At 69.5% G+C, this 13,210-nt stretch carries 13 protein-coding genes and 1 tRNA gene; 4 read left to right on the forward strand and 10 right to left on the reverse strand.

What is annotated here, in order from left to right:
* Positions 1 to 12 precede the first annotated feature (12 nt).
* Entirely contained in the window at positions 13 to 1,509 is a 1,497-nt protein-coding gene (locus KV396_RS01205) for a sensor histidine kinase (RefSeq protein WP_247957547.1), read from the forward strand.
* Positions 1,510 to 1,655: 146 nt separating this feature from the next.
* Here the strand turns inward: KV396_RS01205 and KV396_RS01210 are convergent, their stop codons facing one another.
* From KV396_RS01210 to KV396_RS01240, 7 genes are all read right to left on the reverse strand, one after another.
* Positions 1,656 to 2,474 carry a type IV toxin-antitoxin system AbiEi family antitoxin domain-containing protein gene (locus tag KV396_RS01210; RefSeq protein ID WP_247956581.1) on the reverse strand — a complete coding sequence of 273 codons (819 nt, stop codon included), beginning with the start codon at positions 2,472 to 2,474 and terminating at the stop codon, positions 1,656 to 1,658.
* A gap of 231 nt (positions 2,475 to 2,705) precedes the next feature.
* Positions 2,706 to 4,280: a flavodoxin reductase gene (locus KV396_RS01215; RefSeq protein ID WP_247634306.1), complete on the reverse strand. Its 1,575-nt coding sequence runs from the start codon at positions 4,278 to 4,280 to the stop codon at positions 2,706 to 2,708.
* A gap of 15 nt (positions 4,281 to 4,295) precedes the next feature.
* Complete coding sequence (locus KV396_RS01220; RefSeq protein ID WP_247634305.1) at positions 4,296 to 5,177, reverse strand: FAD:protein FMN transferase; 882 nt, start codon at positions 5,175 to 5,177, stop codon at positions 4,296 to 4,298.
* 49 nt (positions 5,178 to 5,226) lie between these two features.
* Positions 5,227 to 5,706, reverse strand: a complete 480-nt coding sequence (locus tag KV396_RS01225) for an FMN-binding protein (RefSeq protein WP_247956582.1) — start codon at positions 5,704 to 5,706, stop codon at positions 5,227 to 5,229.
* A gap of 103 nt (positions 5,707 to 5,809) precedes the next feature.
* Positions 5,810 to 6,844 (reverse strand): ribose-phosphate diphosphokinase, encoded by a 1,035-nt coding sequence (locus KV396_RS01230; RefSeq protein WP_247624857.1) that lies wholly within the window; start codon positions 6,842 to 6,844, stop codon positions 5,810 to 5,812.
* A gap of 7 nt (positions 6,845 to 6,851) precedes the next feature.
* The gene (gene glmU / locus KV396_RS01235) at positions 6,852 to 8,282 is read right to left on the reverse strand and encodes a bifunctional UDP-N-acetylglucosamine diphosphorylase/glucosamine-1-phosphate N-acetyltransferase GlmU (RefSeq protein WP_247956583.1); all 1,431 of its coding nucleotides are present in this window, start codon (positions 8,280 to 8,282) and stop codon (positions 6,852 to 6,854) included.
* A 1-nt stretch (position 8,283) separates the two neighbouring features.
* Positions 8,284 to 8,355, reverse strand: a tRNA-Gln gene (locus KV396_RS01240).
* 82 nt (positions 8,356 to 8,437) lie between these two features.
* Between KV396_RS01240 and KV396_RS01245 the strand changes: the two genes are divergently transcribed.
* The 3 genes from KV396_RS01245 to KV396_RS01255 are packed head-to-tail and all read left to right on the forward strand — an operon-like array spanning position 8,438 to position 10,420.
* The gene (locus KV396_RS01245; protein ID WP_247956584.1) at positions 8,438 to 8,944 is read left to right on the forward strand and encodes a GNAT family N-acetyltransferase; all 507 of its coding nucleotides are present in this window, start codon (positions 8,438 to 8,440) and stop codon (positions 8,942 to 8,944) included.
* The gene (locus tag KV396_RS01250; RefSeq protein ID WP_247624860.1) at positions 8,941 to 9,435 is read left to right on the forward strand and encodes a MarR family winged helix-turn-helix transcriptional regulator; all 495 of its coding nucleotides are present in this window, start codon (positions 8,941 to 8,943) and stop codon (positions 9,433 to 9,435) included. Before KV396_RS01245 ends, KV396_RS01250 begins: the two co-directional genes overlap by 4 nt.
* 13 nt (positions 9,436 to 9,448) lie before the next feature.
* Positions 9,449 to 10,420 (forward strand): pseudouridine synthase, encoded by a 972-nt coding sequence (locus tag KV396_RS01255; RefSeq protein ID WP_247956585.1) that lies wholly within the window; start codon positions 9,449 to 9,451, stop codon positions 10,418 to 10,420.
* 9 nt (positions 10,421 to 10,429) lie between these two features.
* Here the strand turns inward: KV396_RS01255 and KV396_RS01260 are convergent, their stop codons facing one another.
* The 3 genes from KV396_RS01260 to KV396_RS01270 form a co-directional block, all read right to left on the reverse strand.
* A complete protein-coding gene (locus KV396_RS01260; protein WP_247624862.1) occupies positions 10,430 to 11,089 on the reverse strand; it encodes a methionine ABC transporter permease in 660 nt (219 codons plus the stop codon).
* Positions 11,089 to 12,132, reverse strand: a complete 1,044-nt coding sequence (locus KV396_RS01265) for a methionine ABC transporter ATP-binding protein (RefSeq protein ID WP_247634301.1) — start codon at positions 12,130 to 12,132, stop codon at positions 11,089 to 11,091. Before KV396_RS01265 ends, KV396_RS01260 begins: the two co-directional genes overlap by 1 nt.
* A gap of 98 nt (positions 12,133 to 12,230) precedes the next feature.
* Positions 12,231 to 13,136, reverse strand: a complete 906-nt coding sequence (locus KV396_RS01270) for a MetQ/NlpA family ABC transporter substrate-binding protein (protein ID WP_247956586.1) — start codon at positions 13,134 to 13,136, stop codon at positions 12,231 to 12,233.
* Between the last annotated feature and the right edge of the window lie 74 nt (positions 13,137 to 13,210).

A 13,210-nucleotide genomic window follows, 5' to 3' on the forward strand; every position in this document is an offset into this window, starting at 1 on the left:
ACGCGTCGGCCGATGAGCCTGCAGACGCGGCTGATGACCGCCGTCATCGGGTTCGTCTCGCTCATCCTCGTGATCGTGGCCGTGATCACCAGCGCGACGCTGGGGAGCACTCTCGAACGACAGCTCGACGAGCGGATCTACGGCTATGCGGATTCGGTGTCGCGGATCATCAAGCAGGTCTCGCCCGACCTCGTCACCGCCCAGAACATCATCGGACGCGGTGGCGGCGAACCCGGGCTCCTGGTGGCGATCCAGAACCCGGCGACCGGAATCGACGGTGTCGTGGTGCCGAGTTCGACGGACGATTTCGAGGGTGGGACGGATGCCCTCACCTCGGCGCAGCTCGTGCAGATCGCCGATGCGCTCAACGGCCAGCACGTCGCGAACGTCACGATCGAGGGCCTCGGTTCGTACCGGGTGACGGCGTCGACGGCACCCTCCGGCGTCGTGGTCGTGACCGGTCTCCCCCGCGAGGCCATCCAGAATCAGCTCACCGCGCTGCTCACGGTGATCGCGCTCGCGACCATCGGCGGGCTCATCCTGCTCGCCCTCACGACCGCGATCACGATCCGGGTGGGACTGCGACCGCTCCGGGCGGTCGCCGCGACCGCCACCCGCGTGGCCAACCAGCCCCTCGATCGCGGGGAGGTGTCGATCACCGAACGGATCCCCGCGTCTCAGGCCGATCCGCGCACCGAGGCGGGGCTCGTCGGCGCATCGCTGAACAAGCTGCTCGATCATGTCGACACCTCGCTCGCCGCTCGCCAGAAGAACGAGGAGCGGATGCGGCGCTTCGTCGCCGACGCCAGCCACGAGTTGCGGACTCCCCTCGCCTCGATCCGCGGATACTCCGAACTGTCGCTGCGCGCTCTCGGGCAGGCGCACGGACCGGAGGCGATCGAGGGCACGACCACGTCTCTGGAGCGCATCCAGGCCCAGTCGCTGCGGATGACGCGTCTGGTCGAGGACCTGCTGCTGCTGGCACGACTCGACGAGGGGCGCGAGTTGGTCTACGGCACCGTGGACCTCACGCAGCTCGCACTCGAGAGTCTGGCCGATGCCCGGCCGACGGCCGTCGATCACCACTGGAACATCGAGGTGCCCGGTGAGCCCGTCGTCGTCGTCGGCGACAGCGGGCGTATGCACCAGGTCGTCGCGAATCTGCTCGCCAACGCGCGGACGCACACCCCCGCCGGCACGACGATCACCCTGTCGGTCGCGCAGGAGGACGATGAGGCCGTGCTGCGCGTGCACGACGACGGTCCCGGCATCGATCCGGTCGTGCGAGACGAGCTCTTCGCCCGCTTCGCGCGGGGCGACAGCTCGCGGGCCCGCCAGACGGGAGGCACGGGTCTGGGGCTCGCGATCGCGAAGGCCATCGTCGAGGGGCACGGCGGCTTCATCTCCGTCGCCAGCGAGCCCGGAGACACGACGTTCACGGTGCGTCTGCCCCGGAACCCCGCGGTTGCGGCGGCCGAGGGTGAGACGTCGGAGGCGAGCGAGGCGTAGAGGCGGGCGTCGGGGTCTCACGGCGTCGGGGCCGCTCGGCGTCGGGGCCGCTCGTCTGCACGGAGAAGTCACGTCTGCACGGAACATCCGCCGTGTGCTCCGTGCAGACGTGCGTCGGCCGTGCAGATGAGCGGGGCCACGCAACGTCAGGACGCCCGGGTGAGTGCGGCGATGATCGCCGCCTCGACCACGCGCCAGTCGTGCACGACCTGGGCGTAGTCGAAACGCAGCGTCTCGAATCCTCGCGCGGATGCGGCGGCATCGCGCTGCAGATCGCGATGCCGCTGCGCGGGGTCGCCGTGATGCTCAGCCCCGTCGGTTTCGAGGATGAGTCGCCCGCCGACGACGAAGTCGACCCGCCCCACACCCTCGATCTTCACCTGGCAATCCAGGCGGATGCCGAGGTGGTGCAGCCGCAACCGGAGGAGCGACTCGAGGCCGCTGCCTGCGTCGTACCGAGCGAGGTCGATGAGCCATCGCGCGGACGCCGGCAGCCGCGCTCGCAACAGTCTGGCAGACCCGATCTTGCGCTGTCGCATCGCCGATTCGAGAGCGACGAAGAACGCCTCCGCCCCGCGACAGGCGTAAACATGCACCAGCGCGTCTTCGAGCGGCGCCAGTCCAAGAACTGTCGCCCCCTCGAACCAATGGCTGACACAGTCGCATCCGGTGTGATGGACGCGTCCGTTCTCTCCGAGCCACACATGCAGGTCCGGATCATCATCGGGCACCCAGATCCCGTGCATCCGCAGCGCCGCCGTGCAGGTGAGCGCTCCTCCGTGAGCAGCAGCGGCGACGAGTTCCGGGGCGGTGCGATCAGTCGCGAACACCCCTCGCCGCACGCGCACGACAGTCCCGTCGCGCACGGCTCGCGCAACGTGGAACCGTGTCAGACCGAAACGCTGCAGGAAGGTGCCGCGGGCGATGCCGCCACTGTGGTTGATCACATGTGCAGGCGAGAGCATCCGACCATCGTCACCGATCTGGACGAGCAGCGAAGTGCTCTCCCGCCGCGTGCGCGAAGAACTCTCGTAGCTGCTCCGTAGTGCAGAAAGAGTGCACGCATCACACCTGCACGGAGTGCGCACGTCTGCACGGTGAAAACCGGCATCCACCCGTGCGGACGTGTTTCCTCCGTGCAGGTGCGCACGTGCGGCGGGCTGCAGTCGGCTGAGGCGGCGCGCACCGCGCGCGAGTCAGTACCCGGCGAAGGCGTCGGTGGTCAGGGCACGGGCGCGCTGGAGAGCGGGCGCGAGGTCGGCGATCAGGCGAGGCGGACCCGAGATGAACGCATGACGATCGGCGATGTCGGGCACGAAGCGGTCGAGACCGTCGGCGTCGAGGCGGACGCCGTGCGCCCAGGTCCAGTGCGGCGGGAGGTCGTGCGGCTGGTCTCGGGTGAACACGATCACGCGCGCTCCGGTCGCGGCGAGCTCGTCGCGGAACGCGAGCTCGGCGGCCTCCGCCGCGACGTACACGAGCACGACGTCGCGCTCGATGCCCTGGGCCTGCAGCTGCCGGAGCTGCGAGACGAACGGCGTGACGCCGATGCCGGCGGCCACCATCAGCACGGGGCTCTCGCCGCGCGGGAGCAGGAAGTCGCCCCAGGTGCCGGTGACCGCGAGCGTCGTGCCCGGTTCGGCGGCGGCGAGGGCGCGCTTGTACGACGACGGATGCTGCTGGTCGCCGTTCTTGTACGCGATGCGCAGCGTCGGAAGGTCGGCCGGAGCGGAGACGATGCTGAACTCGCGGCGGGTTCCCCGTGCGTCCGGGCGGTGATGCGGCACGTCGAGTTCGAGGTACTGCCCGGGGAGGAACGACACCTTCCCCTTCGCGCGGAACGTCAGCTCCTGCGCGGTGGGTGTGACGAACCGGCGCTTCTCGAGCACCAGGCGCACCGAGCCGCGCACCGCGAACGCGAAGGCCACCAGGTTACCGATGAGGAGCGCCCGTTCCTGGCCGAGCGTGAACAGCCCGGCGATCGAGATCGGCCAGCCGGCCAGCACGCCCACGACCGCGGCGACCGAGAACTGCTGCCAACGCCGCGGCGGCAGCGTCAGCGGCTCGGAGAGCATGAATGCCCCGAGGAAGAGGAACGGCGACTGCAGCAGCGCGAACGAGAACGCGGTGCCGAGATCGGCGTCGAGGCCGGCCTGCTGGGCCTGTACGAACTGGCGCAGCACCGACGTAGCGAGAGCGATCACGAGGAACAGCAGCACGATCCGCACCTTCTCGGTGCGCCACAGCACGGCGAGACCGAGCAGCACGACCGGGATCGTGAGCGACGGGGTGCCGACCCACCACGATGCCGAGGTGCCGAGCCACGAGAACGCCCCGAACGACCCCACGATCGAGACGACGGCGGCACCGAACGCGGCGGGGTTGAGGATGTGGCGTCCGCGCCAGGCGATCAGGTACTTCGACAGGCTCGCCACGGCGCCCGCGATCGCGAGACCGAGGATCGCCTGCACCTCGACGCCCGGGCGCAGGACGAAGAGCAGGATCAGCGCGGTCACGACCGACGACTCGATACGCCACGGCAGGCGGAGCAGACGCTGCACCAGCGCATCCACGCCCGAGATCACGACGGCGAGCACCAGGAACGACACCACGATCTCGATCGGCGTGGGCGAGACGATGACCCCGAGCGCCGACAGGCCGAGGGCGATGACGGCGAGGGCGATGAGCGCGAACAGCACCAGCCGGTACATCGACAGGGCCCCGAGGAGGGCGAGCACGCGCTGCCGTGCGGCGGTGAAGGAACGGTTCATGAGCTCGACTCTTCCCTATCGGGGCGAACGGGTGGGGGTGAAGATCTCGACGGGGCACCCGGGTGAGCGCTGCGCTCGGCCGTCGGTGCTCATGCGCACCCACTCGACGCCCCAGCGAGCAGCGAGTTCGGGGCCGCCGTCGAAGAAGAGCGCGGTGGCGACGGCATCCGCGGTCATGGCGTCGGGTGCGATCGCCCAGGTCGCCGCCCAGGTACGCACCGGCAGTCCGGTACGGGCGTCGAGCACATGGTGCAGTCCGTCGCCCCAGGCCCGGCGGTTGATGGCCGAGGCGCACAGGGCCTGGTCACGGATCGTGGCGACGCCGATCGCCCGCGACGGATCGAACGGATGCTCCAGGCCGATGCGCACACCGGCGCCGTCGGCACCGGCGCCGCGCACGGAGAGGTCGCCGCCGGCGTCGACGATCAGGTCACCCGCGACTCCGCTCAGCGCATCGCGCACGAGGTCGACGAGACGCCCCTTGCCGAGCGCACCGACGTCGATCAGTGCGGGATGCGCGACCGCCGCCGTTCCCGTCGTCCACCGCACCCGCTCGGTCCACTCGGCCGGCGCGATCACCGGCTCTGCGGCCGTGAGCGAGTAGTCGGCGTCGTAACCGAGGGCTTCGAGGCTCTCCCCCACGAGCGGATTGACCGCCCCGGCGGTCGCATCCGACAGCTCGCGGTACGCATCGAGCATCGCCCCCGCGTCGGGAGAGGCGAGCATGCCGCCCTCGCGCGCGAGGCGCGTGACATCGGAGTCGGAGCGGAACCGCGACCACTCCCGGTCGAAGCGCTCGATCACGGCATCGACGGCGCCGCGGGAGTCCGCCGACAGCTCGTCGGCCGACTCGATCTCCCAGCGCGTGCCGATCGCCTCGAATCGCCAGATCACCATCGCCGGATCACCACGACCACGTCACCATCGCCAGATCACCCGTCGGGGATCAGGCTGCGGCCTGCTCCTTGATGTCATCGACGGCGGCGTTGAACCCACCGCTGGTCAGCGAGGATCCGGCCACGCGGCTGACGTTCAGGTCGTCGAGCGCCTTGCCCTCGACCTCTTCGGAGATGCCGTCGATGAACGCGCCCTGGTACTGCTCGGTCTCGCGCGCCTGCGGGTCACCGGTCACCTCGACGTCGGTGACGACGCCGTCGGCGAGGGTGAGGGTCACCGAGATCGTCTCGACCGATTCGGGGGTCTGGTACGAGCCCTCCGCCGTGTAGGTGCCGTCGGCGTACGACGACGACGCATCGGCGCCCGAGGAGGACTCCGAGCCGGTCGCGCTGTCGGTGCCGGAGGTGCTGTCGGTCGTCCCGCCGGTGCCGGTCGGCGTGGTCGCGCATCCGGCAAGGACGAGGAGTCCGGCGATGCCCACGAGGGCGGATCCCTTGCGGACGGAAGTCGGTACGGTCGTGCGGATCATGGTGGTCCTCCCGGCTCGGTGTCGTCGACGCGGTGTCGATGATCCGAGCGTAGGAAGGGTGGCTATGTGCCCGCTGTGCCGTGTCGAGGCGACGGCTATGGGCCTACGCGTCGCCGCCGAACATGCTCGTGACCGAGCCGTCCTCGAAGACCTCGTGGATCGCGCGGGCGAGCAGCGGAGCGATCGGGAGGATCGTGAGCTTGTCCCAGCGACGCGACTCGGTGAGCGGGATCGTGTCGGTGATGACGACCTCGTCGATCGAGGAGTCCTGCAGACGATCGGATGCCGGGTCGCTGAAGATCGCGTGCGTCGCCGCGACGATGACGCGGTGCGCGCCGGCCGCCTTCAGCGCCTGCGCGGCCTTGACGATCGTGCCGCCGGTGTCGATCATGTCGTCGACGAGGAGGCAGGTGCGGCCCTCGACCGTACCGACGATCTCGTGCACGGAGACCTGGTTCGCGACCTTCGGATCGCGGCGCTTGTGGATGATCGCGAGCGGGGCGCCGAGGCTGTCGGACCACGTGTCGGCGACGCGCACGCGCCCCATGTCGGGCGAGACGACCGTGAGGATCTCGCGGTCAGCGGCCGAGAGCGTGCGCTCGAAGTAGTCGAGCAGCACGGGCTTGGCGAAGAGGTGGTCGACGGGACCGTCGAAGAAGCCCTGGATCTGGGCTGCGTGCAGGTCGACGCTCATCACGCGGTCGGCGCCGGCGGTCTTGAGCAGGTCGGCGACGAGACGGGCGCTGATCGGCTCGCGACCGCGGCCCTTCTTGTCCTGACGCGAGTACGGATAGTACGGGGCGACGACCGTGATGCGCTTGGCCGAGGCGCGCTTGGCGGCGTCGATCATGATGAGCGTCTCCATGAGCCACTCGTTGACCGGCTCGCCGAAGGTCTGCACGAGGAAGAGATCGACGCCGCGGATCGACACCTCGAAGCGCGCGTAGATCTCGCCGGAGGCGAAGGTGCGGTGCTCGACCGGAGCGATCTCCGTGCCGAGGGCCTCGGCGACGGCCGCCGTGAGCTCGGGGTGCGAGCGCCCACCCGCGACGACGAGCCGCTTCTTGGTCTTCGCGATGATGCCGGGGGCTACCCCGTTGTCGCGATCCAGATCGACCGTCTTCTTCTTCCGGGCCATGGCCTGCCTATTCCGCCGCTCGCTCTCGGGCCACGGCATCCGCCGCGCCCGTCCCTGCTCTGTTCTTCTCGACCCAGCCCTCGATGTTGCGCTGGGGTGCGACGGTCATGGCCAGTGCACCGGCCGGAACATCCTTGCGGACGACCGCGCCGGCGCCGGTCTTCGCGCCTGCACCAAGCCTAACGGGCGCGACGAGCACCGTGTGCGACCCGGTGTGCACCTCGTCGCCGATCTCCGTTCGGTGCTTATTCACGTCGTCGTAGTTCGCCGTGATCGTGCTCGCGCCGAGGTTCACGCCGCGGCCGATCGTGGCGTCTCCCACGTACGACAGATGCGGCACCTTGCTGCCCTCGCCGATCTCGGCGTTCTTGGTCTCGACGTACGCGCCGATCTTTCCCTTCGCGCCCAGGATCGTCCCGGGGCGCAGGAACGAGAACGGCCCGACGGTCGCCTCGGCTCCGATCACCGCGAGGGTGGCATCGGTGCGGCGGACGATCGCGGCCTCGCCGACCTCGCAGTCCACGAGAGTCGTGTCCGGGCCGATGATCGCGCCCTCGGCGATCGTCGTGGCGCGCAGGATGTGCGTGTTCGGGAGGATCGTGACGTCGGGGGCGAGCACGGCGTCGTCGTCGATCCACGTGGTGGCCGGGTCGACGATCGTGACGCCCTCGCGCTGCCAGCGGCGAACGATGCGGTCGTTGAGCACGCGTCCCGCCTCGGCGAGCTGGATGCGGTCGTTGATGCCGAACGTCGATGCGGTGTCGACCGCGATCTCCGCCGCGACACGGTGCTGCGCACCTCGCAGCAGTTCGATCACTGTGGTCAGGTACATCTCGCCCTGTGCGTTGTCCTGACCGACCTGTGCGAGGAAGCTGCGCAGTTCGGGCGCGCGGAAGACGTAGACGCCGGCGTTGATCTCGGTGACGGCGGCCTCGGCGTCGGTGGCGTCCTTCTGCTCGACGATGCGCTGCACGGTGCCGTCCGCGTCGCGGATGACACGGCCGTATCCGGTGGGATCGTCGAGGCGCGCACTCAGCAGCGTCGCGGCGGCGGCGGCCGCTCGGTGTCCATCGATGAGGGCGCTGAGCGTGTCCGCCTCCAGGAGGGGAACATCACCCGACAGCACGAGCACGTCGCCCGTGAAGTCGTCGGGGAGGGCGTCGATCGCGACCTGCACGGCGCGACCGGTGCCCGGCACTTCGTCCTGATCGATGAACACGGCGTCCGGGTAGTCCTCGGCGAGGGCCGCGACGACCTGGTCGCGCTCGTGCCGCACGACGACCTCGACGTGCGCGGCGCCGAGCCGGGCGGCGGTCGTGAGCACGTGGCCGACGAGCGGGCGACCGCCGATCGGGTGCAGCACCTTCGGCAGCCGGGACTTCATGCGCGTGCCCTGCCCTGCGGCGAGGACGACGATCGCGAGGTTGTTCTCCGTCATGCTCCGCCGCCAGGACTCGAACCTAGACCTCACAGCTCCAAAGGCTGTCGTGCTGCCATTACACCACGGCGGACCGCAGCCTCCGCGAGGAAAGCCGCCCGCTCATTCTGCCACGCCGACATCGGCGCGAAACACGGCTCTGGGATGCTTCGACCATGAGCATCCTGATCGACCGCGTCGCGGGCCCGACCCCCGGCCTCGCCGCGTTCCTCCTCGCGCACCACGACGACATGGCCGGCACCGCGCCGCCCGAGAGCCAGCACGCGCTGTCGCTCGATCGGCTCCTCGCCCCGGGCGTGCGGCTGTTCGTGGCGCGCGACGGCGACGATCTCGTCGCCACGGGAGCACTCGCCCCTCTCGCCGAGGGTCACGAGGAGCTCAAGTCGATGCGCACCGAGCCCGCCCGCCGGGGACAGGGTCTGGGGCGGGCGATGCTCGATGCCCTGCTCGCCGACGCCCGCAGCCGCGGCACCCGCCGAATCTCGCTCGAGACCGGCAGCGCGGAGTTCTTCCGCCCGGCGCACGCGCTGTATGCGCGAGCCGGGTTCGTGGAGTGCGCCCCGTTCGGCTCCTACCTGCCCGACCCGCACAGCACGTTCATGACCGTCGAGCTCGGCGACGAAGCGCAGTCGGGGCCCTCGGGCGCGATAATGGAGGGATGAGCGCAACGGACGAGGTCGATCGGATCGTCGGCGCCTGGAACACACAGCGCCCCGACCTCGACTTCTCGCCCCTCGAGGTGCTCTCCCGCATGGACCGGCTCTCGCGCCACCTCGACCGCGCGCGACGCGACGTCTTCCGCCGCAGCGACCTCGAGCCCTGGGAGTGGGACGTGCTCTCGGCGCTGCGGCGCGCGGGGGCGCCGTTCCAGCTCTCCCCCAAGCAGCTGCTGCAGCAGACGCTCGTCTCGAGCGGCACGATGACCAATCGCATCGACCGCCTCGTCGGGCGTCGTCTGGTGCGACGCGAGGCCGATCCCGGCGACGGCAGGAGCATCCTGGTCACGCTGACCGACGACGGACGCACGCGGGTGGATGCCGCGATCACCCGCCTCGTCGACGTCGAGGCCGACCTGCTGCAGGCGCTGTCGCGGGGCGATCGCGATCGGCTGGCCGGGTTGTTGCGCAAGCTCAGCCTGAGCTTCGACGCGTGAGCGGGGTACGCTGATGGGCATGCCCTCGCCCCTTCCCGTGCGCGACGGCGTCGGCGCGACGCGCCTGCACGTGCCGCTCACCGGGCCATGGCCGACGATCGCCGACTACATGGTGGAGCGCTTCTTCCACCTCGAGCCGGAACTGCTGCGGGTGCGCTTCGACCGCGGTGAGATCGTCGACATCGACGCCCGCGCAGTGCCGCGCGATGCGCCCCTGGGGAGCGTGGAGTTCGTCTGGTACTACCGTGAGCCCCCGGTCGAGAGCGTCATCCCCTTCGAGATCGAGGTCCTCCACCGCGACGACGACCTCGTCGTGGTCGACAAGCCGCACTTCCTCCCGACCACGCCGGGAGGCAAGTTCCTGCAGAACTCCGCCCTGGTGCGGCTGCGCAACCTCCTCGACAACCCCGACCTCGCTCCGATCCACCGCCTCGATCGAGCGACGGCCGGCCTGCTGATGTTCTCCGCGCGCCCCGCGACGCGCGGCGCCTACCAGCTTCTCTTCGAGACCCGCCGGGTGCAGAAGACCTACGAGGCGGTGTCGGCCCGCCCCGAGGGCTGGGATCCCGAGCGTCCGGCCCTGGCGGGGCATCCGCTCCCCCTCGTGTACCGCACCCACATCGACAAGCATCGCGGCGAGCTGCGCGTGCGGGTCGACGACGAGCGCGAGCCGAACTCGGAGACGCTGATCGAGCTCATCCGTGCCGATGACCGGGTCGTGCACACGCTGCTGCGCCCGCACAGCGGCAAGATGCACCAGTTGCGCGTGCACCTCTCGGCTCTGGGCGCCGGCATCCTGAACGATCCGTTCTATCCCGAGCTGCGTCCGGAGGCGCCCGACGACTTCGCCCGTCCCATGCAGCTGCTCGCGCGCGAGCTGAGCTTCACCGACCCGCTGTCGGGCGAGGATCGCGTGTTCACGACGCGTCGTCGCCTGCAGGACGCTCCCGCCGGCGACGCGGCAGAAACCCCCGCAGGCGACTGACGGGCGCGCTCAGCGGCGCATGATCTTGCGCGCCAGGCGCGTACCCAGCATCTGCACGAGATGCACGAACACGACGATGAGGGCGATCGCCGCCCACATCACGACCGGTTCGAACTGACGGAAACCGTAGATCTGCGCGAACGCTCCGAGGCCGCCGCCACCGATCAGACCGGCCATCGCGGTCATGTCGATGAGCGCGACCACGATGAACGTGTAGCCGAGGATGAGCGGGCCCAACGACTCGGGGATCGCGACGGTGAAGAGGATGCGGAGAGGGCCCGCGCCCATCGCGCGCGCCGCCTCGATGACACCGGGCGACACCGAGACGAGATGCTGCTCGACGATGCGTCCGATCGCGAAGGAGGCGGCGAGGGCGATGATGAAGGCTCCGGCCGTGGTGCCGATGCCGACGCCCACCACGACGCGGGCGAACGGTTGCGCGACGGCCATGAAGATGACGAACGGGATCGGACGGAAGATGTTCACCGCGAGGTTCGCGAGCATCGACACGGCGCGGTTCGGCAGCAGACCACCGGGGCGGGTGACGTAGAGGATGACGCCGATGAGGAGTCCGAGCACGCCGCCGAGGACGAGCGCGAACGACGTCATGTACAGCGTCTCGAGCGCGGCGGCCCAGAACTCGGGCATCAGTTCCTGCAGACGATCCATCAGCGGGCCTCCTCTCGTGCGATCTCGGTGACTTCGACGCGTTCGGCGATGGCCGCGAGGGTGCGGTCGATGGCGGCGCTCTCGCCGCGGATCGCCAGGGTCAGGTGACCGAAGGCGCGCCCGCGGATGTCGTTGATGCCGCCGTAGACGAGTTCGAAGTCGAGGCCGGCCGCAGCGAGATCGAGGAAGACCTGCGCCTGCGAGGAATCGCCGTCGCGGAACGAGAAGGTGACCAGGCGTCCGCGGTGGCGCTCACGCAGCACCGACAGCTCGGCCGGCGACGGAACGCCCTTGACCACCGTGCCGACGAAGCGCTGCGACGCAGGGTTCTGCGGGGCGGAGAAGACGTCGAAGACGTCGCCCTGCTCGATCACGCGGCCGTTCTCCATGACCGCGACCTTCGTGGCGATCGTCTGGATCACGTCCATCTCGTGCGTGATGACGACGATGGTGACGCCCTGCTCCTGGTTGACCCGCTTGAGCAGATCGAGCACCTCATGGGTCGTCTGCGGGTCGAGCGCGCTGGTCGCCTCGTCGGCGAGCAGGATCGCGGGGCCCGTGGCGAGGGCGCGGGCGATGCCCACGCGCTGCTTCTGACCTCCGGAGAGCTGCTCGGGGTAGGCCTTGGCCTTATCGGACAGACCGACGAACGAGAGCAGCTCGGTCACGCGGGCCTCGATGTCGGCCTTCGACCAGCCCGCGAGCTTGAGCGGATAGGCGACGTTCGCGCGCACCGTGCGCGAGGAGAACAGGTTGAACTGCTGGAAGATCATGCCGATGCCGCCGCGCACCTTGCGCAGTGCACTCTCGGAGAGCGAGGTGATGTCGACGCCGTCCACCAGGATCGTGCCGCCGGTGGCGGGTTCGAGGGCGTTGATCAGGCGCACCAGCGTCGACTTGCCGGCCCCCGAGTATCCGATGATGCCGAACACGTCGCCCTTCTCGATCGACAGGGTCACGTCGTCGACGGCGATGATCTCGGCGTCTCCCGGCACGCGGGAGGGATAGGCCTTCGACACGTTGGTCAGGCTCACGATCGGCATGGAAGCTCCGGTGGGTGGGATGTCGGGAAACGACGAATCGGGTGACGCACGAGGCGCCACCCGATTCTCTCGCATCAGGCGGGGTGTCCCCGCCGTGATCACTTGTTCGCTGCGGTGTCCTTCTGGACCTTCTCGAGCGAGGCGACGAGGTCGGCGACCGGCGTCTGCAGCGGCACCGCGGTGTCACCCGACGACTCGAGGAGTCCGGCCTGGACGGCCTCGTCGGTCTGGAAGATCTCGACGAGCTTGAGGTAGGTCTCGTTGTCGGCGTCTTCGGCGCGGGCGGCGAAGATGTTCACGTACGGCAGCGCGTTGGGGTCTTCCGGGTCGTCCTGGGCGATCGCGTCGCTGAAGGTGAGACCGGCGTCCTCGACGAAGTCGTTGTTGATGATCGCGGCTGCGACATCGGGCAGCGAGGTCGGGATGAGGGCGGCCTCGAGCGCGGTGACCTTGACCTTGCTCTTGTCGGTGTCGACGTCGGCGAGGTCGGAGAAGATGGTTCCGCCGCTCTTGAGCTCGACGAGGCCGGCCGACTGGAGCACGAGCAGGGCGCGTGCCTGGTTCGAGGCGTCGTCCGGAACGGCGACGGTCTCGCCCTCGGGGATGCTGTCGACGTCGTCGTACTTCTTGGAGTACAGGCCCAGCGGGTAGATCGCGGTGGAACCGATCGGGGTGAGATCCGAGCCCGAGTCCTCGTTGTAGCCGGCGAGGTACACGATGTGCTGGAACTGGTTGAGGTCGATCTCGCCCTCGGTCAGCGCGGGGTTCGGCTGCTCGTAGGAACCGAAGTCGACGAGCTCGACCGTGATGCCCTCTTCCGCAGCCGCCTCGACGAAGGCGGGCCACTGCGGGTCGCCCTTGCCGACGACGCCGATCTTGACGACCTCGTTCTCGGACGAACCCGAGTCGGAGCCGGCATCGGTGGACGTGGCGCATCCGGCGAGCGCGACGAAGAGCGGGACCGCGGCGAGCGCGGCGATGATGGACGTGGTACGACGGGACATGATGTGTGCGAGTTCCTCTCTCAGGGACTCCCATACGTTAGGCAGGTGCGACGCCGGGCGCGGAATCGACTGTC

The sequence above is a fragment of the Microbacterium galbinum genome, from assembly GCF_023101185.1.
GTDB classification, from domain to species: domain Bacteria; phylum Actinomycetota; class Actinomycetes; order Actinomycetales; family Microbacteriaceae; genus Microbacterium; species Microbacterium galbinum.